This is a genomic window from Actinomadura macrotermitis (genome assembly GCF_009604375.1).
In the GTDB taxonomy this organism is placed as follows: Bacteria; Actinomycetota; Actinomycetes; order Streptosporangiales; family Streptosporangiaceae; genus Spirillospora; species Spirillospora macrotermitis.
The window spans coordinates 95,766-119,073 of the sequence record NZ_WEGH01000003.1 but is presented as its reverse complement, the minus strand read 5'-3'; the positions used below and the strand labels follow the sequence as shown (position 1 = coordinate 119,073).

At 72.8% G+C, this 23,308-nt stretch carries 19 protein-coding genes; 15 read left to right on the top strand and 4 right to left on the bottom strand.

Going from position 1 to position 23,308, the window contains the following annotated elements:
* The first annotated feature begins 129 nt into the window (after nt 1-129).
* From glpK to ACRB68_RS21715, 9 genes are read left to right on the top strand one after another with little or no spacing between them, the layout of a single operon-like run.
* On the top strand, nt 130-1,644 hold the full coding sequence (gene glpK, locus ACRB68_RS21755) for a glycerol kinase GlpK (protein ID WP_153535444.1): 1,515 nt from the start codon (nt 130-132) through the stop codon (nt 1,642-1,644).
* Nucleotides 1,645-1,647: 3 nt separating this feature from the next.
* On the top strand, nt 1,648-3,183 hold the full coding sequence (locus ACRB68_RS21750; RefSeq protein WP_153535442.1) for a glycerol-3-phosphate dehydrogenase/oxidase: 1,536 nt from the start codon (nt 1,648-1,650) through the stop codon (nt 3,181-3,183).
* Nucleotides 3,184-3,186: 3 nt separating this feature from the next.
* Nucleotides 3,187-4,026 carry an alpha/beta fold hydrolase gene (locus ACRB68_RS21745; protein ID WP_153535440.1) on the top strand — a complete coding sequence of 280 codons (840 nt, stop codon included), beginning with the start codon at nt 3,187-3,189 and terminating at the stop codon, nt 4,024-4,026.
* Nucleotides 4,027-4,062: 36 nt separating this feature from the next.
* On the top strand, nt 4,063-4,821 hold the full coding sequence (locus ACRB68_RS21740) for an ABC transporter ATP-binding protein (protein ID WP_153535438.1): 759 nt from the start codon (nt 4,063-4,065) through the stop codon (nt 4,819-4,821).
* On the top strand, nt 4,818-5,555 hold the full coding sequence (locus tag ACRB68_RS21735; RefSeq protein ID WP_153535436.1) for an ABC transporter ATP-binding protein: 738 nt from the start codon (nt 4,818-4,820) through the stop codon (nt 5,553-5,555). Before ACRB68_RS21740 ends, ACRB68_RS21735 begins: the two co-directional genes overlap by 4 nt.
* A gap of 2 nt (nt 5,556-5,557) precedes the next feature.
* Complete coding sequence (locus ACRB68_RS21730) at nt 5,558-6,439, top strand: branched-chain amino acid ABC transporter permease (RefSeq protein WP_153535434.1); 882 nt, start codon at nt 5,558-5,560, stop codon at nt 6,437-6,439.
* The gene (locus tag ACRB68_RS21725) at nt 6,436-7,440 is read left to right on the top strand and encodes a branched-chain amino acid ABC transporter permease (RefSeq protein WP_153535432.1); all 1,005 of its coding nucleotides are present in this window, start codon (nt 6,436-6,438) and stop codon (nt 7,438-7,440) included. The genes ACRB68_RS21730 and ACRB68_RS21725 overlap by 4 nt, the downstream gene beginning before the upstream one ends.
* A gap of 5 nt (nt 7,441-7,445) precedes the next feature.
* Nucleotides 7,446-8,723, top strand: coding sequence for an ABC transporter substrate-binding protein (locus ACRB68_RS21720; protein WP_153535431.1), 1,278 nt, complete (start codon nt 7,446-7,448; stop codon nt 8,721-8,723).
* Nucleotides 8,723-10,273 carry a carboxylesterase/lipase family protein gene (locus ACRB68_RS21715; protein ID WP_153535429.1) on the top strand — a complete coding sequence of 517 codons (1,551 nt, stop codon included), beginning with the start codon at nt 8,723-8,725 and terminating at the stop codon, nt 10,271-10,273. Before ACRB68_RS21720 ends, ACRB68_RS21715 begins: the two co-directional genes overlap by 1 nt.
* Nucleotides 10,274-10,277: 4 nt before the next feature.
* Here ACRB68_RS21715 and ACRB68_RS21710 read toward each other — a convergent pair whose 3' ends face one another.
* From ACRB68_RS21710 to ACRB68_RS21700, 3 genes are all read right to left on the bottom strand, one after another.
* Entirely contained in the window at nt 10,278-12,554 is a 2,277-nt protein-coding gene (locus ACRB68_RS21710) for an ATP-binding protein (protein WP_153535427.1), read from the bottom strand.
* Nucleotides 12,555-12,608: 54 nt separating this feature from the next.
* Nucleotides 12,609-13,769, bottom strand: a complete 1,161-nt coding sequence (locus tag ACRB68_RS42540) for a PucR family transcriptional regulator (RefSeq protein WP_153535425.1) — start codon at nt 13,767-13,769, stop codon at nt 12,609-12,611.
* Between the two features lie 359 nt (nt 13,770-14,128).
* The gene (locus ACRB68_RS21700) at nt 14,129-15,127 is read right to left on the bottom strand and encodes an aldo/keto reductase family protein (RefSeq protein ID WP_153535423.1); all 999 of its coding nucleotides are present in this window, start codon (nt 15,125-15,127) and stop codon (nt 14,129-14,131) included.
* 286 nt (nt 15,128-15,413) lie between these two features.
* Between ACRB68_RS21700 and ACRB68_RS21695 the strand changes: the two genes are divergently transcribed.
* The 4 genes from ACRB68_RS21695 to ACRB68_RS21680 all read left to right on the top strand — a co-directional run bounded on the left by ACRB68_RS21695 (nt 15,414) and on the right by ACRB68_RS21680 (nt 20,820).
* On the top strand, nt 15,414-16,781 hold the full coding sequence (locus tag ACRB68_RS21695) for a cytochrome P450 (protein ID WP_153535421.1): 1,368 nt from the start codon (nt 15,414-15,416) through the stop codon (nt 16,779-16,781).
* A 21-nt stretch (nt 16,782-16,802) separates the two neighbouring features.
* The gene (locus ACRB68_RS21690) at nt 16,803-17,777 is read left to right on the top strand and encodes a terpene synthase family protein (protein ID WP_153535419.1); all 975 of its coding nucleotides are present in this window, start codon (nt 16,803-16,805) and stop codon (nt 17,775-17,777) included.
* Nucleotides 17,778-17,968: 191 nt separating this feature from the next.
* Complete coding sequence (locus ACRB68_RS21685; RefSeq protein ID WP_153535417.1) at nt 17,969-20,353, top strand: sensor histidine kinase; 2,385 nt, start codon at nt 17,969-17,971, stop codon at nt 20,351-20,353.
* Nucleotides 20,354-20,376: 23 nt separating this feature from the next.
* Nucleotides 20,377-20,820, top strand: a complete 444-nt coding sequence (locus ACRB68_RS21680; RefSeq protein ID WP_153535415.1) for a DUF742 domain-containing protein — start codon at nt 20,377-20,379, stop codon at nt 20,818-20,820.
* Between the two features lie 13 nt (nt 20,821-20,833).
* Here the strand turns inward: ACRB68_RS21680 and ACRB68_RS21675 are convergent, their stop codons facing one another.
* Entirely contained in the window at nt 20,834-21,733 is a 900-nt protein-coding gene (locus ACRB68_RS21675) for a terpene synthase family protein (RefSeq protein WP_194293407.1), read from the bottom strand.
* A gap of 525 nt (nt 21,734-22,258) precedes the next feature.
* Here ACRB68_RS21675 and ACRB68_RS21670 point away from each other — a divergent pair.
* On the top strand, nt 22,259-22,867 hold the full coding sequence (locus ACRB68_RS21670; RefSeq protein WP_153535413.1) for a hypothetical protein: 609 nt from the start codon (nt 22,259-22,261) through the stop codon (nt 22,865-22,867).
* 284 nt (nt 22,868-23,151) lie between these two features.
* On the top strand, nt 23,152-23,286 hold the full coding sequence (locus ACRB68_RS42110; protein ID WP_268890435.1) for a hypothetical protein: 135 nt from the start codon (nt 23,152-23,154) through the stop codon (nt 23,284-23,286).
* Nucleotides 23,287-23,308: the final 22 nt, after the last annotated feature.

Genomic DNA, 23,308 nt, shown 5'->3' with positions numbered 1-23,308 from the left:
CCGGTTCGGTGCGTTATCTCCCGATGACAACGTTCACACGGGCGTTATCAGAGGTGTCGTAGTTCGCCTTCTGAAGGCTCCTTACTGTTTGCGGTCCCGAAAGGCCGATCCAGTAAGGGGGAAGCGCGCATGTCGCAGCGCCTTGTCGCGGCCATCGACCAGGGGACGACGTCGACCCGGTGCATGGTCTTCGACGCGGCCGGCACGGTGCTCGGAAGCCACCAGCGAGAGCACCGGCAGCTGCTTCCGCGACCGGGCTGGGTGGAGCACGATGCCGTCGAGATCTGGGCGCGGGTGCAGGAGGTCGTCGCCGGAGGCCTGCGGAACGCGGGCGTGGACGCCGCGGACCTGGCGGCCGTCGGAATCGCCAACCAGCGGGAGACCACGGTCGTGTGGGACCCCGCGACGGGACGACCGGTGCACAACGCGCTGGTCTGGCAGGACACCCGCACCGAGCCGCTGTGCGCGGAGCTGGCGGCCGGGCCGGGGCGGGACAGGTTCGCGCGGGACACCGGGCTTCCGCTCGCCTCGTACTTCTCCGGGCCGAAGATCCGGTGGCTGCTCGACCACGTGCCCGGGGCCCGGGAGCGCGCCGAGCGCGGGGAGCTCCTGTTCGGCACGCTGGACACCTGGATCATCTGGAACCTGACCGGCGGCGCCGTCCACGTCACCGACGTCACCAACGCCTCCCGCACGCTGCTGATGAACCTGCGGACCCTGGACTGGGATGAGGGCGCCCTGTCCGCGATGGGCGTTCCCCGGGCGATGCTGCCGGAGATCCGCTCGTCGGCCGAGGTCTACGGGCGTGCCTGCGGCGTGCTGGAGGGCGTGCCGATCACCGCCGCGCTCGGCGACCAGCAGGCCGCGCTGTTCGGGCAGGCCTGCTTCTCCGCCGGGGAGGCGAAGTCGACGTACGGGACGGGCGCGTTCCTGATGCTCAACACCGGCCGCGAGCCGGTGCCCTCCGCGCACGGGCTGCTGACGACCGTCGGCTTCCGGCTCGGCGGCGAGCCCGCCGTGTACGCGCTCGAAGGCTCGATCGCGAACACCGGATCCCTGACCCGGTGGCTGCGCGACGGGCTGGGCGTCATCGGCGGCGCCGCGGAGATCGAGACCCTCGCGCGCTCGGTGCCCGACAACGGCGGGCTGTACCTGGTGCCGGCGTTCTCCGGGCTGTTCGCCCCGCACTGGAGCCCGGACGCGCGCGGCATCCTGGCCGGGCTGACCGGTTTCGCCAGGCACGGGCATCTGGCCCGCGCGGTCCTGGAGGCGACGGCGTACCAGACCCGCGAGGTCATGGACGCGATGGCGCTCGACTCCGGGCTCCGCCTGGAATCACTGCGCGTGGACGGCGGGATGACCGCCAACGACCTGCTCATGCAGATGCTCGCCGATGTGCTGGGCGTGCGGATCGCGCGGCCGGAGATGACCGAGACCACCTGCCTCGGCGCGGCCTACGCGGCCGGTCTGGCCGCCGGCGTGTGGCCCGACCTGGACGCCCTGCGCGCGGGCCGGCGGCACGGCGCCGCCTGGACGCCCGAACCCGGCACGGGGCTCGGTGCCCGCCAGTACCGCAAGTACCGCAAGGCCGTCGAGCTGGCCAAGGGCTGGCTCGACGAGGACGACGTCATCGAGGGGATCTGACCGATGCTGGGAAGAACAACGGCGCCCGCCGGCACCACGCGGGAGGAGATACGGGAGGAGTTGCGGCGCGGGTCCTTCGATCTCCTGGTCATCGGGGGCGGGATCGTGGGGATCGCGGCGGCGTGGACGGCGGCGCAGGCGGGCCTGCGGGTCGCGCTCGTCGACGCCGGGGACTTCGCGGGCGCGACGTCCAGCGCGTCCACCAAGCTGGTCCACGGCGGGTTCCGCTACCTGCAGACCGGCAACGTCCGGCTCGTCTCGGAGAACCACCGCGAGCGCCGGAGCCTCGCCGACGACGTCGCGCCGCATCTGGTCAATCCGCGCAGGTTCCTCATCCCGATCTACCAGGACGGCCCGCACGGCGCCGCCAAGCTCGGCGCGGGCGTCCTGCTGTACTCGGCCCTGTCGGCGTTCGGTGACGGAGCCGGCCGGATCGTCGGCCGCAACCACGCCGTCCAGCAGGTGCCCGCGCTGAAGACCGCGGGGCTGCGCGCCGCGGCCGTCTACACCGACCACCAGATGAACGACAGCCGTGTCGCCATCATGACGGTCCGTGCCGCGGTCTCCGCCGGGGCCGTCGTGCTCAACCACGCCGCCGTCGAGGCGCTGCTCACCTCGGCGGGGCGGGTGGCCGGCGCGGCGCTGCGGGACCGGCTGGACGGTACCGGGTTCGAGGTGTCGGCCCGGCTGGTCCTGAACGCCACCGGCCCGTGGGTCGACCGGGTCCGTGCGCTGGAGGACCCGGCGGCGGCACCGACCGTCCGGCTGTCCAAAGGCGCGCATGTCGTGCTCAAGCGGCACGAACCGTGGCGGGCCGCCGTCACCATCCCCGTCGACAAGTACCGCGTCTCGTTCGCGATCCCCTGGGAGGACCACCTCCTGCTCGGCACCACCGACGACCCCTACGACGGCGAACCCGCCGACGTCCGGGCGACCGAGGAGGACATCGCGCGGATCCTCGGCGAGGCGGGCCACGCCCTGGGCGGGCTGGACCGCGCCGACGTCACCTGCGCGTTCGCCGGCCTGCGCGTCCTGCCCGGCGGCCCCGGCGAGGTGACGACCGCCCGGCGCGAGACGGTCATCACCGAGGGCCGCGGCGGCATGCTCTCCATCGCCGGCGGCAAATGGACCACCTACCGGCACATCGGCAAGGTCGTCCTGGACCGGCTCGGCGCCGGGACCGGCGTGCTGCGCGCGATGCCGCTGCCCGGCATCGCGCTGCCCACCGCCGTCGCCCGCCGCCTGGTGGCGGACCGTTCCACCGGCGAGCCCATGGACCCGGCCATCGCCGCCCACCTGGCGACGCACTACGGCACCCTGGCGTTCGACATCGCCGACCTCATCCGCCGCGACCCCGGGCTCGGCGCCCCCGTCCACCGCGACGGCCCCGACATCTGGGCGCAGGTCGTCTACGCCCGCGACCACGAATGGGCCGAGACCCCCGACGACGTCCTGCGCCGCCGCACCACGCTCACGCTCCGCGGCCTGGACACCCCCGAGATCCGCTCCCGCGTCGCCGACCTGCTGAAGAGGCGCTGACCCATGTTCACCTTCGCCGGAGCCGACGGCCTGCGGCTCCACGTGCACGAATGGCGGCCGCCGGGCGAGCCGTGCGGCGTCGTCCAGCTCTCCCACGGCATGGGCGAGCACGGCGGCCTGTACTCCGGGTTCGCGCGGTCGCTCGTCCGGCACGGCTTCGCCGTCTACGCGAACGACCATCGCGGCCACGGCCGGTCGATGAAGGAGGGCCCCGGCCACCTCGGCGAGGACGGCTGGAACCTCCTGGTCGACGACCTCGGCAGGCTCGGCGAGCGCCTGCGCGCCCGGCACCCGGGCCTGCCGCTCGTCCTGATCGGCCACAGCATGGGCTCGTACGCCGTGCAGCAGCTCCTGCTGGAGCGCGCCGGCCTGCCGACCGGGGTCGTGCTGACCGGGACCACCGCCCTGGACGGCCTGCTCGACCGACTGGAGCGCGAGCCCGACCGGATCGGCTTCTACAACGCCGCCTTCCAGCCGGTCCGGACGCGCTACGACTGGGTCAGCCGCGACGAGGCGTTCATCGACGCGTTCGTCGCCGACCCGCTGTGCGCCTTCCCGCTCGACGCCGACGGCCTGCGGGACATGTACGCCGCCGCGCTGCGCCTGGCGGAGCCCGTATCGCTCCCGTCCCGCCTCGCCCTTTACGTGATGGTCGGCGAGTGCGACCCGCTCAACGCCGGGCTCACCCTGTCGGACCTGCTCGTCCGCCGGTACCGGCGGGCGGGGCTGACCGACGTCACCTACCGCACCTATCCCGGTGCGCGGCACCACCTGCTCAACGAGATCGGCAGCGACGAGATCACCGCTGATCTCGCCGCCTGGATCAGCCGGTTCACCGGCTGAGGGGAGATCGGCCATGCGGTCCCACTGGGAGCCCCCATGCTAGAAGTATCCGGCCTCACCGTACGTTTCGGAGGCATCACCGCGCTCGCCGGCGTCGGCTTCACCGTGCAGCCCGGCCATATGGTCGGCCTGATCGGCCCGAACGGCGCGGGCAAGACGACCCTGTTCAACTGCCTGACCCGGCGCTACCGGGCCGACGCGGGGACGGTCGGGTTCGCCGGCACCGACCTGCTGTCGGTGCCGCCCCACGCGATCGTGTCGCTCGGCATCGCCAGGACCTTCCAGAACCTGGGGCTGTTCCCCCAGATGTCGGTGCGCGACAACGTCCTGGTCGGCGCGCACGGCCGGGCGCGCGCGGGGTTCCTGTCGGCGGGCCTCCGGCTGCCGTCGGTGCGCCGCGAGGAGGCCGCGCTCCGCGCCGAGACCGACGCGCTGCTGCGCCGGCTCGACCTCGCCGACGTCGCCGGGCATCCGGCGACCGGTCTTCCGTTCGGGACGCTCAAGCGCATCGAGCTGGCCCGCGCCCTGGCGGCACGGCCGCGGCTGCTGCTGCTGGACGAGCCCTGCAACGGGCTCAGCCACGGTGAGGTGGGCGAGTTCGCGACGCTGCTGCGGGAACTGCGCGCCGAGCGGGACCTGACGGTGATCGTGGTCGAGCACCACATGGGGTTCGTCATGGGGACCTGCGACCGGGTCGTGTGCCTGGAGTTCGGGCGGAAGATCGCCGAGGGAACGCCGGCCGAGGTGCAGAACGACCAGGCGGTCCGGGACGCGTACCTGGGGAGCGCGGCATGACCGGGCGGGACGACGGCACCTTCCTCAACGTCGCGCGGCTGCACGCGGGGTACCGCGCGGGCCGGGTGCTGCACGGCGTCGATCTCGGCGTCGCCGAAGGGGAGATCTGCGCGATCCTCGGCCCGAACGGCGCCGGCAAGACGACGCTGCTGCGCGCGCTGTGCGGGATGATCCGCACCGAGGGCGTCCTCCGCCTCGCCGGCGCGGACCTGCCGCGCCGCCGGCCGGAGGCCGTCGCCCGGCTGGGCGTCGCGCACGTCCCCGAAGGCCGCGGCACGTTCGCGCCGCTGACCGTCGAGGAGAACCTGCGGCTGGGCGCCTACACCCGCCGCGGCCGCACCCGGATCGCGGCCGACATCGACCGGGTCTACGGCTACTTCCCCGTCCTGAAGGAGCGGCGCGCGCAGGCCGCCGGGAGCCTCAGCGGCGGCGAGCAGCAGATGGTCGCGATCGGCCGGGCGCTGATGTCGCGGCCGCGGCTGATCCTGCTGGACGAGCCGTCCCTCGGCCTGGCCCCGCTGGTCACCCGGGAGCTGTTCCACATCGTCAAGACCGTCAACGAAGAGGAGCGCACGACCGTGATCCTGGTCGAGCAGAACGCGCATCTCACCCTGGAGTTCGCGCACCGGGCGCATGTGCTGGAGACCGGGCGGATCGTGCTGTCCGGCTCGGCGCAGGAGATCCGCGACGACGAGCAGACCGCCCGCGCCTACCTCGGAATCGGGGTGGGCTAGCCATGGCGGGATTCGTGCAGCAGGTCATCGAGGGGCTCGGCACGGGCGCGATCTACGCCGGCCTCGCGCTGGCCCTCGTCCTCATCTACCGGTTCACCGGCATCGTGAACTTCGCCCAGGGCGAGCTCGCGATGTTCTCGACCTTCATCGCCTGGCAGTTCGTGCACGCCGGGGTGCCGTTCTGGGCGGCCCTCGCGCTCACGCTGGCGATCTCGTTCGCGGGCGGCATGCTCATCGAGCGGGTGCTCATCCGGCCCGTCGAGGGCGCCCCGGAGCTGACCCTGGTGATCGTCACGCTGGGGCTGTTCCTGCTGGTGAACGCGGCGGCCGGGTGGATCTGGTCGTTCCTCATCAAGGACTTCCCGAGCCCGTTCCCGGGCGGCGCGCTGCGCGCCGGCGGCGTCGCCCTCGGCTACTCCACGCTCGGCGTGCTCGGCGTGGTGGCCGCGGTCATGGGGCTGCTCTACCTGCTGTTCCGCTACACCAGGATCGGGCTGGCGATGCGCGCCGTCGCGAGCAACCCCGAGTCGGCGCGGCTGTCGGGGATCGGGGTGAGCCGGATGCTGGCGCTCGGCTGGGGGCTGGCCGCGCTCGTCGGCGCGGTGTCGGGGGTGCTGGTCGCGCCGGTGCTGTTCCTGGAGCCCAACATGATGGGCGGCGTCCTGATCTACGCGTTCGCCGCGGCGACGCTGGGCGGCTTCGACAGCCCGGTCGGCGCGGTCGCGGGCGGGCTGATCGTCGGCGTCGCCGAGACGCTCGCCGGCGCCTACGTGCACGCCATCGGCTCCGATCTGAAGGTCGGCGTCCCGCTGGCAGTGATCATCATCGTCCTGCTGTTCCGGCCGCAGGGACTCTTCGGACACGCGGCGGTGGAACGCGCATGAGCAGCACGCCCCTTTCCCTGAAGTCCTCGCCGGCCTCCGGCGGCCTCGCCCGCCACTGGCGCTGGGCCGCCCTGGCCCTGCTCACCGCGGCGGCCTGCGCCGCCCCGTTCCAGCTCGCGCCGTTCCGGGTGTTCCAGCTGACGATGGTCCTGGTCTACGCGATGGCGCTGCTCGGCCTGAACCTGCTGGTCGGGCACGCCGGGCAGATCTCGCTCGGGCACGGCTGCTTCTTCGCCCTCGGCTCCTACGCCGCGGCGATCATGATGGACCGCTGGGACGTCCCGTACCTGCTGACGCTGCCGGCCGCGATGGCGGTGACGTTCGTGCTCGGCTTCGCCCTCGGCGTCCCGACGCTGCGGTTGCGCGGCCTGTACCTGGCGCTGGTGACGATGACCATCGCGATCTTCCTGGTGCCGCTGCTGAAGCGGTTCGGGTCGCTCACCGGCGGATCCATGGGCCTCACCCTCGCCCACCCGGAGCCGCCGGCCTGGACGGGCCTGGCGCGGGACCAGTGGCTGTACCTCCTCGCCCTGGCCATCGCCGCGGCCTGCGGCCTGGTGGCCTGGTCGCTGCTGCGGTCCCGGGTCGGGCGGGCGCTGCACGCCCTGCGCGACAACGAGTCCGCGGCCGAGGTCATGGGCGTCCGGCTCGCCCGGTACAAGACGCTCGCGTTCGCGTGGAGCGCGATGTTCGCCGGGGCCGCGGGCGCGGTGAACACCTGGGTGATCGCGTTCGTGTCGCCCGACTCGTTCACCGTCAACCTGTCCATCATGCTGCTCGCCGGCATCGTCGTCGGGGGGCTCGGCTCGACGGCCGGGCCGCTGCTGGGCGGGGCGTTCGTGATGTTCGTGCCGACGTTCTCGCAGGGCCTGAACGAGGCGGCGCCCAACGTCGTCTTCGGCGTCCTGATCATCGCGGTCATGTACCTCGCCCCCACCGGGCTCGCGGGCCTGGCCGGCCGCGCGGGCCGTTTCGCCGCACACATCCAACGAAAGAAGTGAGCCCCATGTCCGACAAGACGCTGCGTGCCACGACGATCCGCTGCACCGCGGCCGCGGCCGCGCTGCTGCTCGCCGCCACCGCGTGCGGCGGCCGGGGCGCGGACGGCGCCGCCACCTCCGCCGAGGGCGCGTGCAAGGGCCAGCAGACCACCGGCATCACCGCCAAGAGCATCAAGCTCGGCGGCATCTACCCGCTGTCGGGCCCCACGTCCGCGTACGGCCAGATCCCCAAGGGCGTCAAGGCCTACTTCGACTACGTCAACGCCGAGAAGGGCGGCGTCAACGGCCGCAGGATCGACTTCACCGTCCGCGACGACGGCTACCAGCCGCCCAAGTCGGTCGAGGAGGCCCGCCGCCTGGTCGAGGAGCAGCATGTCTTCGCCCTGTTCCAGACGCTCGGCACGCCCACGTCGGCGGCCGTGATGCAGTACGCCAATCAGCAGAAGGTGCCGCAGGTGTTCGTCTCCAGCGGCGCGTCCAAGTGGGGCGCCGATCCGGTGAAGCACCCGTGGACGATCGGCTGGCAGCCCAGCTACTCCTCGGAGGGACGGGTCTACGCCCAGTACCTCAAGAAGGACAAGCCGCAGGCCAAGGTCGCGATCCTCTACCAGAACGACGACTTCGGGAAGGACCTGCGCAGCGGGTTCACCGACGAGATCAAGGGCAGCGGCGTGACGGTGGTCGCCGAGCAGAGCTACGAGGTCACCGACCCGAGCATCGACCCGCAGATGCGCCTCCTCGCCGGTTCCAAGGCGGACGTGCTCCTGGACATCACGACGCCCAAGTTCGGCACGCAGGCGCTCGCCGCCGACGCGAACAACACCGGCTGGAACCCGGTGCACATCATCAACAACGTCGCCTCGTCCGCGACGGTCCTGAAGCCCGTCGGGTTCGACCGGGTGCAGAACATCGTCTCCGCGGCGTTCCTCAAGGACCCCTCCGACCCGCAGTGGGGCGGCGACGCGGAGATGAGGCTCTACAAGGACAAGCTGGGGAAGTACGCGCCGGGCCTGGACTCCTCGAACGCCTTCTACAGCCTGGGCTGGGCCTCGGCGAGCGCCATGGACAAGGCGCTCGGCGCGCTGAAGTGCCCGACGAGGGAGGGCCTGATGGAGGCGGTCCGCGACCTCAAGGACGTCCACTCCGACCTGCTCCTGCCCGGCATCGCGATGAACACCACCCCGCAGGACGGCTACCCGCTGGAGACGCTGCAGCTCCAGCGGTTCAAGGGCGAGCGCTGGAACCTGTTCGGCGAGGCCATCGACACCCGGAAGGCCGGCTGATGAAGCTGACGAGCAAGAGCGTCCTGGCGGCGGGGATCGCCGCGGTCCTGTCGGCCGGCGTCCCGCAGGGCCCGGCCCTGGCCGGGACCACCGGCGCGCCGGTCGTCCACACCGACAAGGGGGCGCTGCGCGGCGCGACGACGCCGGCGGCCGACCGGTTCCTCGGCGTCCCCTACGCCGCACCGCCGGTGGGGGAGCTGCGCTGGAGGCCGCCGCGGCCGGCGGCCCGGTGGCGGGGCGTGCGCGAGGCGACGGCCTTCTCGCCCCGCTGCGTCCAGAAGACGACGGCGCCCACCTCCGAGGACTGCCTCTACCTGAACGTCTACACGCCCAAGGGCGCCTCGCGGAGCGGACGCCGCTACCCGGTGATGGTCTACATCCACGGCGGGGGGTTCGTGTCGGGGGCGGGCGGCAACTACGACCCGGCCAAGCTGGTCGAGCAGGGCACCGTGGTCGTCACCCTCAACTACCGGCTCGGTGCCCTGGGCTTCCTGGCGCACCCGGCGCTGGCCGCCGCCGACGGCTCCACCGGCAACTACGGCCTCATGGACCAGCAGGCCGCGCTGCGCTGGGTCCAGCGCAACATCGGCCGTTTCGGCGGGCAGGCGGGCCGGGTCACCGTCTTCGGCGAGTCGGCCGGCGGCGACAGCGTCCTCGCGCAGCTGACCTCACCCGGTTCCGCCGGGCTGTTCTCCGCCGCGATCAGCCAGAGCGGCGCCTACAACCTCAGGCTCCAGACGCGCGCGAGCGCCGAGTCCGACGGCGCGGCGCTCGCCGCCGCGGCCGGCTGCCCCGGCGGGCAGGCGGCCTGCCTGCGCGCGCTCCCGCCGTCGGCACTGCTCGGCAGGCAGCAGCCGCTCATGTTCCTGCAGACCGACGGCGCCGTCCTGCCCCGGTCGCTGGACGAGGCGTTCCGCACGGGCGCCTTCCACCGGGTCCCCGTGGTCAACGGGACGACGCACGACGAGTCCACCTACTTCGTCGCGACCGGCTACGACCTGGCCGGGCAGCGCGTCACCCCGGACACCTACCTGGCGGGCATCCAGGGCATGACCGGCGTTTCGGCCGCACAGGCCGCGCGGGTCGCCGAACGGTACCCGCTCGGCCGCTACCCGAGCCCGGCGTCCGCGCTGGCCGCCGCCGCGACCGACGCGAGCTTCGCCTGCCCCGCGCGCGAGCTCGACGGCTGGCTGTCCGAGCGCGTCCCGACCTACGCCTACGAGTTCAACGACCGGAACGCGCCCCAGCTCTACCTGCCGCCGGTGTCCTTCCCCTACGGCGCCTCGCACGCGTCGGAGCTGCAGTACCTCTTCGACGTGGGCAACGCGGTCTTCCCGGCACCGCTCGCACCGGACCAGCAGAGGCTGGCCGCCACCATGCGCAGGCACTGGACCGGCTTCGCCAAGAACCGGCGGCCCGCCGGGAGCGGGGAATGGCCCGCCTTCTCCGCCGCCGCACCGCACATGATCTCCTACGTCCCGCCCGCGCCGGGACGGGTCGCGGACTTCTCCGCCGAGCACAACTGCGACCTGTGGTCCGCGCTCCGATGACCGCTCAGCGCTGCTCGGTGAACCACGCCGCGATCTGAGCGCGCTTACGGAAGCCGAGCCTGTCGAGGATGTTCTGGACATGGGTGTCGGCGGTCCGCTGGGAGATCACCAGCTTGGCCGCGATGTCCCGGTTGGACAGCCCCTCGGCGACCAGCCCGGCGACCTGCCACTGGCGCCCGGTCAGCGATCCCGGCCGGGCGCCGGCGGCCGGTTCGCCGGCGCCCGCCGGATCGAGCGCGAACCGCGCCGCCTCCTCACCGCTCATGCCGCGCCCGGCGGCGAACGCCCTGGTGAAGCGTTCGCCGCCGAGCGCGGCCAGCGTGCTCGCCTTGTGCGCGCGGTGCGGGCCGGACACGGCGATCTCGGGCGCCGACCCGATCGCCTGCCACAGCGACGCCGCCGCGCCGAACAGCGTGGCGGCCCGGGCATGCTCGCCCTTGCGGTCGGCGATCCAGGCCAGATTGTCGAGCAGGTACGCGGTCCCCGACCCCGCACCGATCTTCATGAGATTGCGCAGCGACGCGCGGGCGAGCTCCTCGGCGACCCCGGCGTCGCCCCGCTCGACCTCCAGGTAGGCGAGCCCGAACTGGGCCATGGCGCGGTACCGGGTCTCGCCGCGGGCCTCGCAGAGCTCCAGCATCCGGTGCAGCGCCCGCCTGCCCTCGGCGACCTCTCCCTTCCGGTAGCCGCTGGAGACCCCGTAGATCCAGAGCGGGTGCAGTTCCCGCCGGACCTCCCCGTGCGCCCGGAAGGCCGCCGCCGCCTCGGCGGCGAGGTCGGCGGCGCTCACGTCCGTCCTGAGCTGCGCGACCAGGGCGCGGACGTAGGTCAGCAGGGCGCGCTGCAGCTCGCCCGGTGCGCCCGCCGCGAGCCGGTCGGCCTCGGCGAGCCGGTCGGCCGCGCCGTCCAGATCGAGGACCCAGGCGGAGTGCAGCGCGCAGAACGCCAGCGCCCGCGGCCGGTCGGGATGGTCGGCCGGCGTCGCGGCGAGCGCCCGGTCGAGCCACTGGCGGCACTCCAGGCTGTGGCCGAAGAACGTCCAGTACTCGTCCAGCCGGGACGCGATCCGCAGCACCGCCCCCGCCTCGCCCGGCTCGGTCAGCGACCACTCCAGGGCCGCGCGCAGGTTCGCCTGCTCCAGCCTCAGCCGGACGATCCAGCGCAGCTGCTCCGGCCCGGCCCAGGCCGTGTCCGCCGCCGCGGTCAGCCGGTCGATCCAGTCACGGTGCCGGCCGGAGACCGCGGGCCGCTCGCCCGCCGCGTCCAGGAGCTCGTGGCCGCGCTCGCGGATCGTCTCCAGCATCCGGTAGCGGACGATCTCGCCCTGCCCTTCCCGCAGCAGGACGGACTTGTCGAGCAGGCCGTCCACGGCGTCCAGCACCTGGTCGGGGGCGAGCCCGGGGCCCGCGCACACCTCTTCCGCGGCCGGCAGGTCGAACGTCCCCGCGAACACCGACGCCCGCCGCCAGACCGCCTGCTCGGTCGGCGAGCACAGCGAGAAGCTCCAGTCGATGGTGGCGCGCAGCGTCCGCTGGCGTTCGGGCGCCGTGCGCGGGCTGGAGGTCAGCAGGGGCAGCCGCCGCGACAGCCGGTCGGCCAGCTGCCAGGGCGACAGGGAGCGCAGCCTGGCCGCCGCCAGCTCGATCGCCAGCGGCAGCCCGTCCAGCTGCCGGCAGATCCGGACCACCGCGGCACGGTTGTCCGGGGTGAGGGCGAAGCCGGGCAGGATGGCCGAGGCGCGCTCCACCAGCAGCCGGACGGCGTCGTAGCGGGCGAGCTCGGTGAGCGGCGGATCGGCGTCGTCCGGCGGCACCGCGAGCGGCTGGACCTGCAGGACCCGCTCGCCCCGCACACCGAGCGACTGCCGGCTGGTGCCGAGGATCGCCACCCGCGGGCACTCGTCCAGGACCGCCGAGACGAACGCGGCCGCCTCGTCCACCACGTGCTCGCAGTTGTCCAGCACGAGCAGCGCCGCCCGTTCCCGCAGGTGGTTCAGCACGAGCCGCAGCGCGGGCTGCCCGGACCTGTTGTGCAGGCCGGACCGGGTGGCGACCAGGTCCGCCAGCAGCGCGCCGTCCCGCAGCTCGGTCAGATCGATGAAGACGGCGCCGCCGGCGAACCCGCGGGCGGCCTGCGCCGTGACCGCCTCGGCGAGCCGGGTCTTGCCCACCCCGCCGAGACCGGTCAGCGTCACCAGCTGCCCGGCCCGCAGCGCCGCCCGCACCTCGGCGGCCTCGCGCCGGCGGCCGACATAGCTGGTGGCGACGCGCGGCAGGTCCATGACACCAGCACGGTAGCCGATACCGATCTGCCCCGCTAGCGCGGTAACAGCAGGTCAGTCCGGGTTTGGCGTGGCGTGCCGCGCGTGCAGCAGCAGGTGCATGTCCAGCTGGACGCCGGGCTCGTAGAGCCCGTCGCCGAACAGCGACTCGAGCTTGCGGAGCCGGTAGCGGACGGTCTGCGGGTGGACGTGCAACCGCGTCGCCGCCGGGCCGGCGCGGAAGTGGCACTCCAGCAGCGCCAGCAGCGTCACCTCCAGCTCCCGGCGCAGCGACGGCCGGACGGCGGCCAGCGGCGCCAGCCGGTCGGCGGCCACGAGGTCCACCAGGTCGGCGCCCCACGATGTCATCAGCCGCGACAGGTGGTCGGCCGATCGGACCGGCCGGTCGTCCGGCCTGATCCGGCCGGACCTGACCAGCGCCAGCGTGCGGCGCGCCCACCGCAGCGAGCACGCCGCGTCCGTCACGCCGACGGTCGGGCCGATCGCCGCCGCCCAGCCGAGCAGGTCGGCCTCGAGCCGCCGGTGCCGCCCGGGACCGCCGGGGTCGGGCACGATCAGGCACGGCTCGTCCAGATGCAGGCCCGGGAGCGCGTCGGCCGGGACCACGGGCCACCCGTCGGCCGATCCGGACGGCCGCAGCGCGACGACGGCGACGGTGCGCGGCATCGGCCAGCCGGCCTGCCGCGCCGCCTGCTTGACCTCGGCGAGCCCGGGACGGGGGCCCAGCAGCAGATCCAGGAGCTCGCGCCGGCGCCTCTCGTCCTCGGCGAGCCTGCGCGCCCGGAAGCCCCCGTGCCCGGCGATGACGGCATCGGCGATGCGGTCGGTGCAGGCGAACGCCGACTGGGTGACCTTCCCGATCGTGCTGATCCCCACGCGGAAGCCGAGCCGCTCGGCGTGCTCGGTCAACCGCGCGATCGCTATCCCGGCGGCCAGCCTCGTCGCGGCGGGCAGCACGTCGAAGGAGCGTCCCTCGCCCGCCTCGCGGACCCCGGCCTCGCGTGCCCGCAGCAGGAACTCCTCGGACGGAGGGCCCGGCTCGGCCAGCAGGTCGACGAAGTGGTCGATCAGCTCCTCCATGAACGAGTCCAGATACCCGGCACCGCCGAGTTCCGGCATCCGCCTGCGGACCCGGACCGTGACCTCCGCCGCCACTTCCGGCACGCACGAGCGGAGCGCTCGGTCGAGCGTGGCATCCCCCTCAATGATCGTCACTTCGCCGCCTCCTCGTCCGCACGTCCCGCTGCAGCGCAAGGATCGGCCGAGCGGCCCTCTCCGCACTATCCGCAGAACTACGTAGCTACGGGTGCCCCCTCCTGGACGGCCTCGGTATCCGTAAGGCCCGAGCCGCCGCGGTGGCCGCCCTGGATCAGTGCGCGAGGACCTTCAGCGGGTCGTTCCCAGCCGCGGACGAACGGGCGAGCCAGGCGCTGCTGGAGTGGCGGATCTCTCCGGCGCCGGACCCGAGGCCGGACAGCGCCGCCGCCCACCCCAGGAGGGCCAGGGGACGGTGGGGCAGGCGGTGACGGTGAGGCCGGAGGCCGGGCAGGACTTCGCCCGCCCAGCCGCCCCGGTCAGCGGTGTTTGATGCCGCTTTGCGCGTAGGGGGCGAGGATCGGCCCGGTGACGGGCACGTCGCCGAGGGCCTGGTCGACGGCGGTCAGCAGGTCCTCGTCCAGTTCCACCCCGGAGGCGGCGGCGTTCGCGTGCACCTGCTCGGGGCGGGAGGCGCCCGTGATCGCGGAGGCGACCTCATTACGGCGCAGGACCCAGGCCAGCGCCAGGGTGGCCATGCTCATCCCCGCCTCCTCGGCGATCGGCACCAGGCGCTGCACCGCCCGCAGGGTCGCCTCGCTGTAGACCAGGTCCTGGGACACCGCCATCTCCGCGCTGGCGAACCGGCTCCCCTCGGGGACGGGCCGCCCGGGCTTGTACTTGCCGGTGAGGACGCCCTGGGCGAGCGGCGACCACACGATCTGCGAGATGCCGTTGGCCGCGCACAGCCCGAAGACCTCGGCCTCGGGGGCCTGCCACAGCATGGAGTACTGCGGCTGGGAGGACACGAACAGCCCGGGCCCGGCGATGTCGATGGCGGCCTGGATCTGCTCGGGGGTCCACTCGCTGAAACCGAGATAGCGGGCCTTGCCCTGCTCGACGACCTTCTGGAGCGCCTCGACGGTGTCCTCGATCGGCACGGCGGGATCGAAGCGGTGCGCCTGATAGAGATCGACGTGATCCGTCTTCAGCCGGACGAGCGAGGCGTCGATCTGCTTGGCGATCTGCGCCGGGGACAGGCCCCGGTCGGCCGGGTCGTCGGACATCTGCCCCCAGACCTTGGTGGCCAGGACGTAGGAGTCCCGAGGCCGGCCCGAGAGGATCTCGCCCCAGGCCGTCTCGGCGGCGCCCCGCCCGTAGACGTTGGCGGTGTCGAAGAAGTTGACGCCCGCCTCGAACGCGGCCTCGGTGCAGGCGCGGGTCGCGTCCGCCTCGATGCCGCCGGAGTAGGTGAGCCAGGACCCCAGCGAGATCTCCGAGACCTCGAGGTCCGAACTGCCGAGTGTGCGGTAGCGCATGGTCGCTCCCTTGCGTCGATGAGCCAGGTACGGCCGTCCTGCGCGACGGCCGGAGGCACGGTTCTTGTCACTCCTCGACGATCTTGAGGAGGTATGACCGTTATGTGATACTTCCTGTGATCACTTGCCGCCATGTTCGGGCGGCTCGACCACGAGGAGACGCCGACACCGATCCCGCCCTGCAGCGCCGGAATCCATCAACGATCTCATCACCCACCGACGAACCCCTGTTGTTGCGTAGCCGATGCGATTGCCAGTTTCCACGCGAGCAGTGAGGGATGCCTCCATGTCGATCGACGCACAAGCGCCCACCTTGTCAGCGGCCGCGCGGCCTTCGGTGCGTGAGGTGCCGCTCCGGCGCGTCATGTCGCTGGTGCGGCGCGGGGGACCGCTGGGACTGCTGGACGAGCTCGGCGAGGCGCAGGGTGAGATCACCCGGCTGCGGCTCGGCCCGTTCACCCCCTACCTGGTCACCCGGCCCGAGCACCTGCAGCAGATCCTGCGCACCAACGCCGGGAACTACCCGCGCGGTGCGGCGATGTGGCAGGCGCTGGGCCGGCTGACGGGCGACGGGATCGCGGGCGAGGGGCCGCAGTGGCACGCCAGCCGCGAGATCCTGCGGGGCGCGTTCTCCGGCAGCCAGCTGGCGCAGGCCGGTGAGCAGATGAGCGATTCGATCGTCGCCGCGGTGGAGGAGATGGCGGCGCGCAGCGGCCCCGACCGCCCGGTGGACGCGGGCGTGGAGATGACCCGGGTGGTGCAGCGGGTGGTCGACCCGGTGTTCTTCGGCCGGCTCATCCCCGAGGGGGAGGGCGACCGCCTGGGGGAGGCGATCGCGACCGCCATGGGTTCCCTGCTGTGGCGGATGGCGATGCCGTTCGTGCCGCACGCGATCCCGCTGCCCGGCGACCGGGCGTTCCGCCGCGCCACCCGGACGGTGCACGAGATCCTGCGGCCCGTGGTGGCCGCCGCCCGGAGCGGCCCCCGGGACGGCCAGGACGTGGTGACCCGCCTGTCCAACGGCGTCGGCGCGGACGGTGCGCCGCTGACCGACGACCAGGTGTGCCAGGACATCATCGCGCTGTTCGTCGCCGGCTCGGAGTCCAGCGCGATCGGGCTCACCTGGATCTGGGCGGCGCTGGCGGCCCATCCGCAGGTGGCCGAGCGGGTGCGGGCGGAGGTCGACCAGGTCATCGGCTCGGGCCGGCCCGGGCGCGAGCACGTGCGCAGGCTCGGCTACACCCAGCAGGTGCTGCGCGAGGTGATGCGGATCCACTCGGTGGGCTGGGCCGTCCCGCGCATGGCCACCGAGGACGACGTGCTGGGCGGAGTGCCGATCCCGGCCGGGTCCACCCTGGTGGTCTCGCCGTACCTGACGCACCGGCTGGCCGAGTTCTGGCCCGACCCGCTGCGCTTCGATCCCGGCCGGTTCGAGCGCGACCAGGTGCAGCGCCGCCACCCGCTGGCCTACCTGCCGTTCGGCGACGGCGTCCACAAGTGCCTGGGGGAGGCGTTCTTCTACCAGGAGGCCACGTTGATCGTCGCGGCGCTGCTGAGTCGATATCAGGTCAAGGTCGCCGATTCCGTCATGCCTAAACTGTCCCTGACGCTGCAGCCGCGCGATCCGGTGCGGCTGATCGTCACACCACGCTGATCCAGGCCCCGAGGAGCACCCATGGCCCCCTCCGCCCAGGGTCCGTCCGAAGCCGGCCGGCCCGGCGCGCTCAGGACGCGGCTCGAACGGGACCTGCGGGCCTGTATGGCCGAGTACCCGGAGCTGTTCAACGCCGCCCGCTTCCCCGACCGCCCCTTCCGCGCCATCGCCGACCTGGTCGCCCGGGCGGTCTCGGCGGCGGGGCCCGGCTGCACCCTTGAGCAGCTGCGCGTCCCGGCGCGGGCATCGATGTGGGTGCTGGCCGCCGACGCGCTCATCCACACCCAGTCGGTGTACCTGACCGAGATCCTCGCCATCGTGCGGCGGTGCATGGAGGTCGCCCACGGCGCCGAGCCCGGTCCCGACGACCCGCTCGCCCGGTTCCTGGCCGACCTGTACCGCGAGACGGCCGCCACCCCGGCCTTCGCCGAGCCGGGGCCGGTGGGGGCGGCGCTGGGCTCGGCGTGGCGCGAGGAGCTGCGGCGGATGCTGCACGCCATGGCGTGCGAGTGGGAATGGAAGGCGCTGCGCGGCATCGTGCTGGCGACCGAGCGCGACACCGGGCGCGACGCGGTGGACCGGCAGGTCGGCGGCCTGCCCCCGGTCACGCTGGAGGAGTACCTGCGCATCGCCCCCAACATGGGCACCTCCTGGGTCAACCTCACCTACTGGATCACCGTCGGCGATCCGCGTTCGCTGCGCCACCTGCCCCCGCTGCGCAGGGCCAGCGAGCTGATCCAGCAGATCCTGCGGCTGGCCACGGACCTGGCCAGTCACCGCCCGGGCCGGCTGTCGACCGAGGTGCACGCGCTGTTGCTCGCCGACGCCGGCGTGGTCCGCACCCGCGCCCGCGACCTGAGCCTGGAGGCGGACCAGATCCTGGGCTCGCTGGCCGCCGGCTGCCCGCGCAGCGTGGCCTACCTGCGCTGGCAGCTCGACTACGGCGCGGGACGCTACGGCGCGGTGCCGGATTACCGCGGCCAGCTCACGTACTGACCGCCGGATCGGTATCCGATGTTCAGCGGCATAACACCGGTTACACGATCTTTGGAACCCGGCCGTTGCTAAAGTGCTGCCGTGCTTTCGGCGGTCCAGGAGGGATGCCGTGCCCGTCGGCCTTGAGGACGGGCGCGCACCTGCGACCCGTTTCCCCCCCGCCCTCGTGAACGACTCTTGAGGATTTGTTGATGCGTCTGCGCAAGGACCGTCCCGCCCGAAGCCTGGGGCTGCGCTGGAAGATCACGGCGGTACTGCTGTCCCTGGCCGCGCTGTGGGGGTTCGCCGCCTGGGTGACCGTCCAGGACGGTGTGGACCTGCTGCAGACCAGCGAGGTCGACGACACCGCCGGCCGGCCGACCAAGACGCTGATCACGGCGCTGCAGGACGAACGGCGCCTGTCGCTGGTGCACCTGGGCAACCCCAAGGCGGGGCGGGCCCAGGAACTCACCGCGCAGCGGGCCCGCACGGACCAGACGATCGAGCAGTGGCGCCGCAAGTCGGCCCAGGCCCCCGGCCGCGTGATCCGGCACATCGCCGAGACCCGCAGGCGCCTGGAGACGCTCGACCGCGTGCGCGGTGCCATCGACATCAGATCGGCCTCCGCCGCCGACGCCGCACGGGAGTTCAACAGCACCATCGACGCCGCGTTCGGCATCCTGGCCGTCAACGCCGACGTCGACGACAACGACACCGCGGCCGACGCCCGCGGCCTCATCGCGCTGACCCGCGCCCGCGAGCTGCTCAGCCGCGAGGACGCCTTCCTGGCCGGCGTGCTCGCCCAGGGCCGGTTCGGCACCGGCGACGTCGCCCGCTGGACGCAGACGGTCGGCGTGAGCCGCCAGAGCATGGACGAGGCCACCGCACAGCTGGCGCCCGGCGACCAGGCCCGGCTGCAGGAGTTCATCTCCTCGCCCGCCTACACCGGCCTGCGCGCGACGGAGGACCGGCTGCTGGCCGCCAAGGGCCGGTCCGCCGCCCGGCCGAACCTCACCGCGGCGCAGTGGCAGGTCACCACCCGAACGGTCATGGCGCAGCTGGACAAGATGATCGACATCGGCGGTGACGCGGTCGTCAAGCGGGCCCAGCCGGGCGCCTACGGCGTCATCGCGCGGCTGGCGATCGTGGCCGGCCTCGGCGCGGCCGCGGTGCTGTTCTCCATCGTGCTGGCCCTCACCACCGCCCGCTCGCTGCTCGCCCAGCTGCGCCGGCTGCGGCTGGCCGCCGACGATCTGGCCGACAACCGGCTGCCCGCGGTGATGCAGCGCCTCAGCCACGGCGAGAAGGTCGACGTCGCCGCCGAGGCGCCGGGGCTGCGGTTCGGCGACGACGAGATCGGCCAGGTCGGCCAGGCCTTCAACCGCGTGCAGATCCAGGCGATCCAGGCGGCGGTGGGCCAGGCCGAACAGCGCCTCGGCTTCCGCGAGACGCTGCAGAACCTGGCCCAGCGCTCCCAGGTCCTGATCGCCCAGCAGCGCAGCGTCATCGACCGGATGGAACGCCGCAAGGACCTGGCCCGCGACGAGATCGCCGACCTGTACGAGACCGACGAGCTGAACACGCGCATCCAGCGCTACCTGGAGAACGTGCTCCTGCTGTCGGGCGGCCAGCCGAGCCGCGGCGTGCGCCGCCCCATCGACCTGTTCGACGCGATCCGCATCGCGCTCGGCCAGGTCGAGGGCTACCACCGGGTCAAGGTCCGCCAGCCCGCGCGCCGGTTCTGGCTGAGCGGCCGCGCCATCGACGTCACCCGCCTGCTGGCCGAGCTGATCGAGAACGGCCTGACCTACTCCGGCCCCGACACCCAGGTCGAGATCGACGTCCAGGAGACCAGCAACGGCGTCGCCATCACCATCGAGGACAAGGGCCTCGGGCTCTCCGAGGAGCAGCTCGCCGAGTACAACCAGATGCTCAGCCGCCCGCCGGGGTTCGAGAACTTCCCCACCCGGCTCGGCCTGTTCGTCGTCGCCTACATCGGGCAGCGCCACGGCGTGCACACCACGCTCAAGCGCTCGGCGTTCGGCGGAGTGCTCGCGGTGACGCTGCTGCCCTTCGAGCTGTTCGAGACCGCGGAGCAGGACGTCCCCGCCGCCGTCACCGGCCCGGTGAACCTCACCCCGCGCGACGGCTACGACGGCGCCGTGGCCGTGCTGCCGCACAACCGCACCTCCACCGCGGCGCTGCGCGCGGTACCGCCCATCGAGGCCCTGGACGCCTTCGCCCCCCAGGCCGTCGTCCAGGACCAGACCCGCGTCGAGGCCCCCCGCCAGGAGCCGGCCCCCGGCGTGCCGGCGCCGGCCGGCCCCGAGGAGCCCGCCGACGCCGCGGACGGCTTCACCCCGCACGGCCTGCCGGTCCGGCAGCCGCAGCAGAGCCTGAACCCGGCGCTGCGCGACGAGCCCGCGGGCGAGGCCGAGCAGGCCGAGAGCGACGACCGCACCCCCGAGCAGGCGCTGCGGATCATGGGGGCCTTCCAGCGCGGCACCCAGGCGGGCCGTGAGGCCGCCGCCCGCCCGGCGGACGAGCACACGGACGCGCCCGCGGCACCGGACCGCGAAGCCGGCACCGAGCTGTAGGACATGGCGGCGGAGGGGGACCGGTGACCGACGACGAGCACGGGCCGCTGATACGGCAGTACATGCGCGCGGCCCGTACTCATGTCGAGCCCGATCACGAACCGCTGGACCTGCTCACCATGGTGGCCTCCACCATGGCGCCGGGCGCCCTGCAGGACGAGGTCAAGGTGTACCGGGACGCCGGGGGCGTGGAGCGCGAGCACGCCTTCGGCCTCAGCCCCGACCACCTCACCCTGCTGCGCTGGTGCCACACCCCGCAGAGCATCGCCGACCTGGCGACCCGCCTCGCCCGCACCGGTGATCCCGGCGGCAGCCTGTCGGCCTCCTTCGGCGGCCCGATCGCGGTCCGCGCGCTCGTCGACGACCTCCTCGGCCGGGGGCTGCTGGTCATCGGGCCACCCGACGAACGGGACCTGCTGGACCCGCGCACCTACCGTGCGGTCCTCACCGCCTTGACCGACCTGTAGTCCCGGTGGCGCCTCAGTGGTGGCCCCAAAAGTCCGCCCCGCCGTAGAAGCCGGCGCAGAAGTCCATCTGGCGCTCCATGTACGCGCCCAGGACCGGCTCGTCCTCGCGCATCCGCCCGATGAGGCCCCGGGCTTCGCCGGTCAGGGCGGCGAGGCGCTGCTGCACCTGCTCGCGGTCCTCGTCCAGCAGCAGGACGTTCAGATCGTTGGTCCGCACGTCGCGCTCATAGGTCCCCAGGTCGTTGAGCACCCGGATCACCCGCTGAACCGCGGCGCTGGCCTCCCGGACCCGCTCGACGTCGCCCTCGCCGCCGCCGGTGATCCAATGGGCGGTCAGCACGAAGGAGAAGCCGAGATTGTCGGCATTGGCCAGATACTCGGCAACGGTGGGGTAGGCGCTGCGGCCCTGGGCGGACGCGGACGCCCAATCCCACTCGCGTGCCATGCCCTGCAGCATCCGCTCCAGGTCCTCAAGCCACACCGGCGCGAGCCTGGAGTAGGCGGGAGCCGCGGCGAGCTCGTCACGCAACCCGGCCAGGGCGTGGGCGAGCTCGTCCCCGGGGGCCGGCGCGTCGCCCTTGGCGGCGGCCAGGCACCGCGCGGCGACGGCGTCGACCTCGGCCCGGGTGGAGGCATCGCGGTCGATCGCCTTGTCCAGGGCGAAGGCCCACAGCGCCAGCAGGTTCGCCATCCGCAGATCCGCCGCCGGCAGGGCCGGCCCGCTGAACGCCGAGGCCAGTGACAACGTGTCGAACAAGGTGGCGTCGAACGCGTTCGCGTCCCCGTACAGGCCCGGATAACGGCGCGCCCAGGAGATCATCCCCCGCGCCCCTTCGCCGGCGGTGGCGCACACCCGCCCCGCCGCGAGCGCGGCGCCGTACCCACCGTCCGCCTGCTCGATGTCATAGGTCACTGATGTTCGCCTCTCGCCGACGTGCATGAGCGTCCGGTGGCGTTTCGCCTGGTTGCGAGTATTGCGTGGCCAGAAGTAACGATCAAGAAGTTGCGCCGCCGGCGCCTCATGCCCACGCGGCCGCCCCCGGTGACAGCAAGCACCGCCCCGAACAGTGCCGACAGATCAAACCCAAGGCCCCTGGCCAGTCGTAACGCGGGTCAGACCACCGCCCGAGGCGGCACCCTCACAGTCGTAGCGGGTGGCCACCGCGTACCGGGCCCGGTCATCGGTCGCGCAGAATGCCGGTGGCCGACTTGGCCGGCCGGACCGGACGCCGAGACGATCCAGGACCGGGGTCGGCGCGATGTTCCCAAGGAGGGAGATCGTCGCAGGCCACGAGCTGCCCGGCTGCTGGCCGCTTCCAGCCATCCCCGCCTTGAACTAAGGACCATGGGCGTGTCGACTAACTATGTGGCCGGGAGGTTGAACCCTCGGGCTCTCAGACGAGATAAAAGATCAGGCGATCGGACTGCGGAGGGGCATATGGCGACAGGTGAGATGGTCGCCGGGTTGGTGGGGGCCGTTGTGGGCGGGGGTGCCGCGCTCATCGCGCCATGGATCACCGGCCGGATGCAGAAGCGGAGCCGCGAGCGGGAATGGGAGCGCGAAGCCGCTCTGCGGGAGCAGGAGAACTCGGCACAGCGCCTTGAAGACCTCACGGAGCAGGCCGCTCATATGCGGGCGTTCTCAGCTCGTGCCATTGACGCGATCCGCGCCGCGGCCGAGCGCGTCAGTGCAGGATACGAAGAAGGCCTCTTGGCGCAGCCGGATGATCTCCGCGAGTTCCACTACGACACCGGGCATTTCGCCATTCACCGCATCGGTTCCAAAGACGCCTATGAGGCATACCGAAATCTGCTGAACTGCATGGACGAGGTCTGGGGCGATCTGGCCGCTGTGCAACGCGCCAGCCTGCTCGTGCCCGCAGAACAACGGGCAGCGCTGCTTGCGACCGCCGCCGAGCTGGGCCCTCGGTTCGCTGAACTCCGCGAACTCAGGAACGTCATGATGGGGCACATGCACGAGGTCCTCCAGGCGCACGGCGGCGCCCTCCTGGGATACGACCCAAGCCCCTCACCGCCAAGCCCCTGAGCAGCCGAGTATCCGACGCTGACGGGGGGATCTCGGTGGGACGTCGATCGGCCGGCGGGACGCCACGAGCAGGGCCGCGGAATGCGCTGCCGGTCGAGGAAACCCTGGAGCGCTGTTGGAGGTCGGGGCTGTGGTTCGCGACCAGGCGGATGCTGAGCGCAGATCCGTTCGACGTTGATCGCGGTCGCGGTGAGGACGTGGGCTTTGCCCATCTGGGCAAAGCTGCGGTGAGTACCCGCTCGCCTCGTCCTGGCAAGGTCCCGGCGACCGAGTGAACCTGCCGCATGGTCCCCAAGGGCGAGAACGACACCCAAGGCGGTGACACCAACAAGTTCTTCGACGCCAACCGGGTGTGGCGCAACCCGACCGGCAAGGCCGCCGAGGCCAAACATCGTGCCGGCCGGCCGACGGCCACATGAAACAAGGGATTCCTTTATGGCG

Coding starts and splice junctions, on each gene's coding strand:
- glpK (WP_153535444.1), top strand. CDS start 130: ATGTCGCAGCGCCTTGTCGCGGCCATCGACCAGGGGACGACGTCGACC.
- ACRB68_RS21750 (WP_153535442.1), top strand. CDS start 1,648: ATGCTGGGAAGAACAACGGCGCCCGCCGGCACCACGCGGGAGGAGATA.
- ACRB68_RS21745 (WP_153535440.1), top strand. CDS start 3,187: ATGTTCACCTTCGCCGGAGCCGACGGCCTGCGGCTCCACGTGCACGAA.
- ACRB68_RS21740 (WP_153535438.1), top strand. CDS start 4,063: ATGCTAGAAGTATCCGGCCTCACCGTACGTTTCGGAGGCATCACCGCG.
- ACRB68_RS21735 (WP_153535436.1), top strand. CDS start 4,818: ATGACCGGGCGGGACGACGGCACCTTCCTCAACGTCGCGCGGCTGCAC.
- ACRB68_RS21730 (WP_153535434.1), top strand. CDS start 5,558: ATGGCGGGATTCGTGCAGCAGGTCATCGAGGGGCTCGGCACGGGCGCG.
- ACRB68_RS21725 (WP_153535432.1), top strand. CDS start 6,436: ATGAGCAGCACGCCCCTTTCCCTGAAGTCCTCGCCGGCCTCCGGCGGC.
- ACRB68_RS21720 (WP_153535431.1), top strand. CDS start 7,446: ATGTCCGACAAGACGCTGCGTGCCACGACGATCCGCTGCACCGCGGCC.
- ACRB68_RS21715 (WP_153535429.1), top strand. CDS start 8,723: ATGAAGCTGACGAGCAAGAGCGTCCTGGCGGCGGGGATCGCCGCGGTC.
- ACRB68_RS21710 (WP_153535427.1), bottom strand. CDS start 12,554: ATGGACCTGCCGCGCGTCGCCACCAGCTATGTCGGCCGCCGGCGCGAG.
- ACRB68_RS21700 (WP_153535423.1), bottom strand. CDS start 15,127: ATGCGCTACCGCACACTCGGCAGTTCGGACCTCGAGGTCTCGGAGATC.
- ACRB68_RS21695 (WP_153535421.1), top strand. CDS start 15,414: ATGTCGATCGACGCACAAGCGCCCACCTTGTCAGCGGCCGCGCGGCCT.
- ACRB68_RS21690 (WP_153535419.1), top strand. CDS start 16,803: ATGGCCCCCTCCGCCCAGGGTCCGTCCGAAGCCGGCCGGCCCGGCGCG.
- ACRB68_RS21685 (WP_153535417.1), top strand. CDS start 17,969: ATGCGTCTGCGCAAGGACCGTCCCGCCCGAAGCCTGGGGCTGCGCTGG.
- ACRB68_RS21670 (WP_153535413.1), top strand. CDS start 22,259: ATGGCGACAGGTGAGATGGTCGCCGGGTTGGTGGGGGCCGTTGTGGGC.
- ACRB68_RS42110 (WP_268890435.1), top strand. CDS start 23,152: ATGGTCCCCAAGGGCGAGAACGACACCCAAGGCGGTGACACCAACAAG.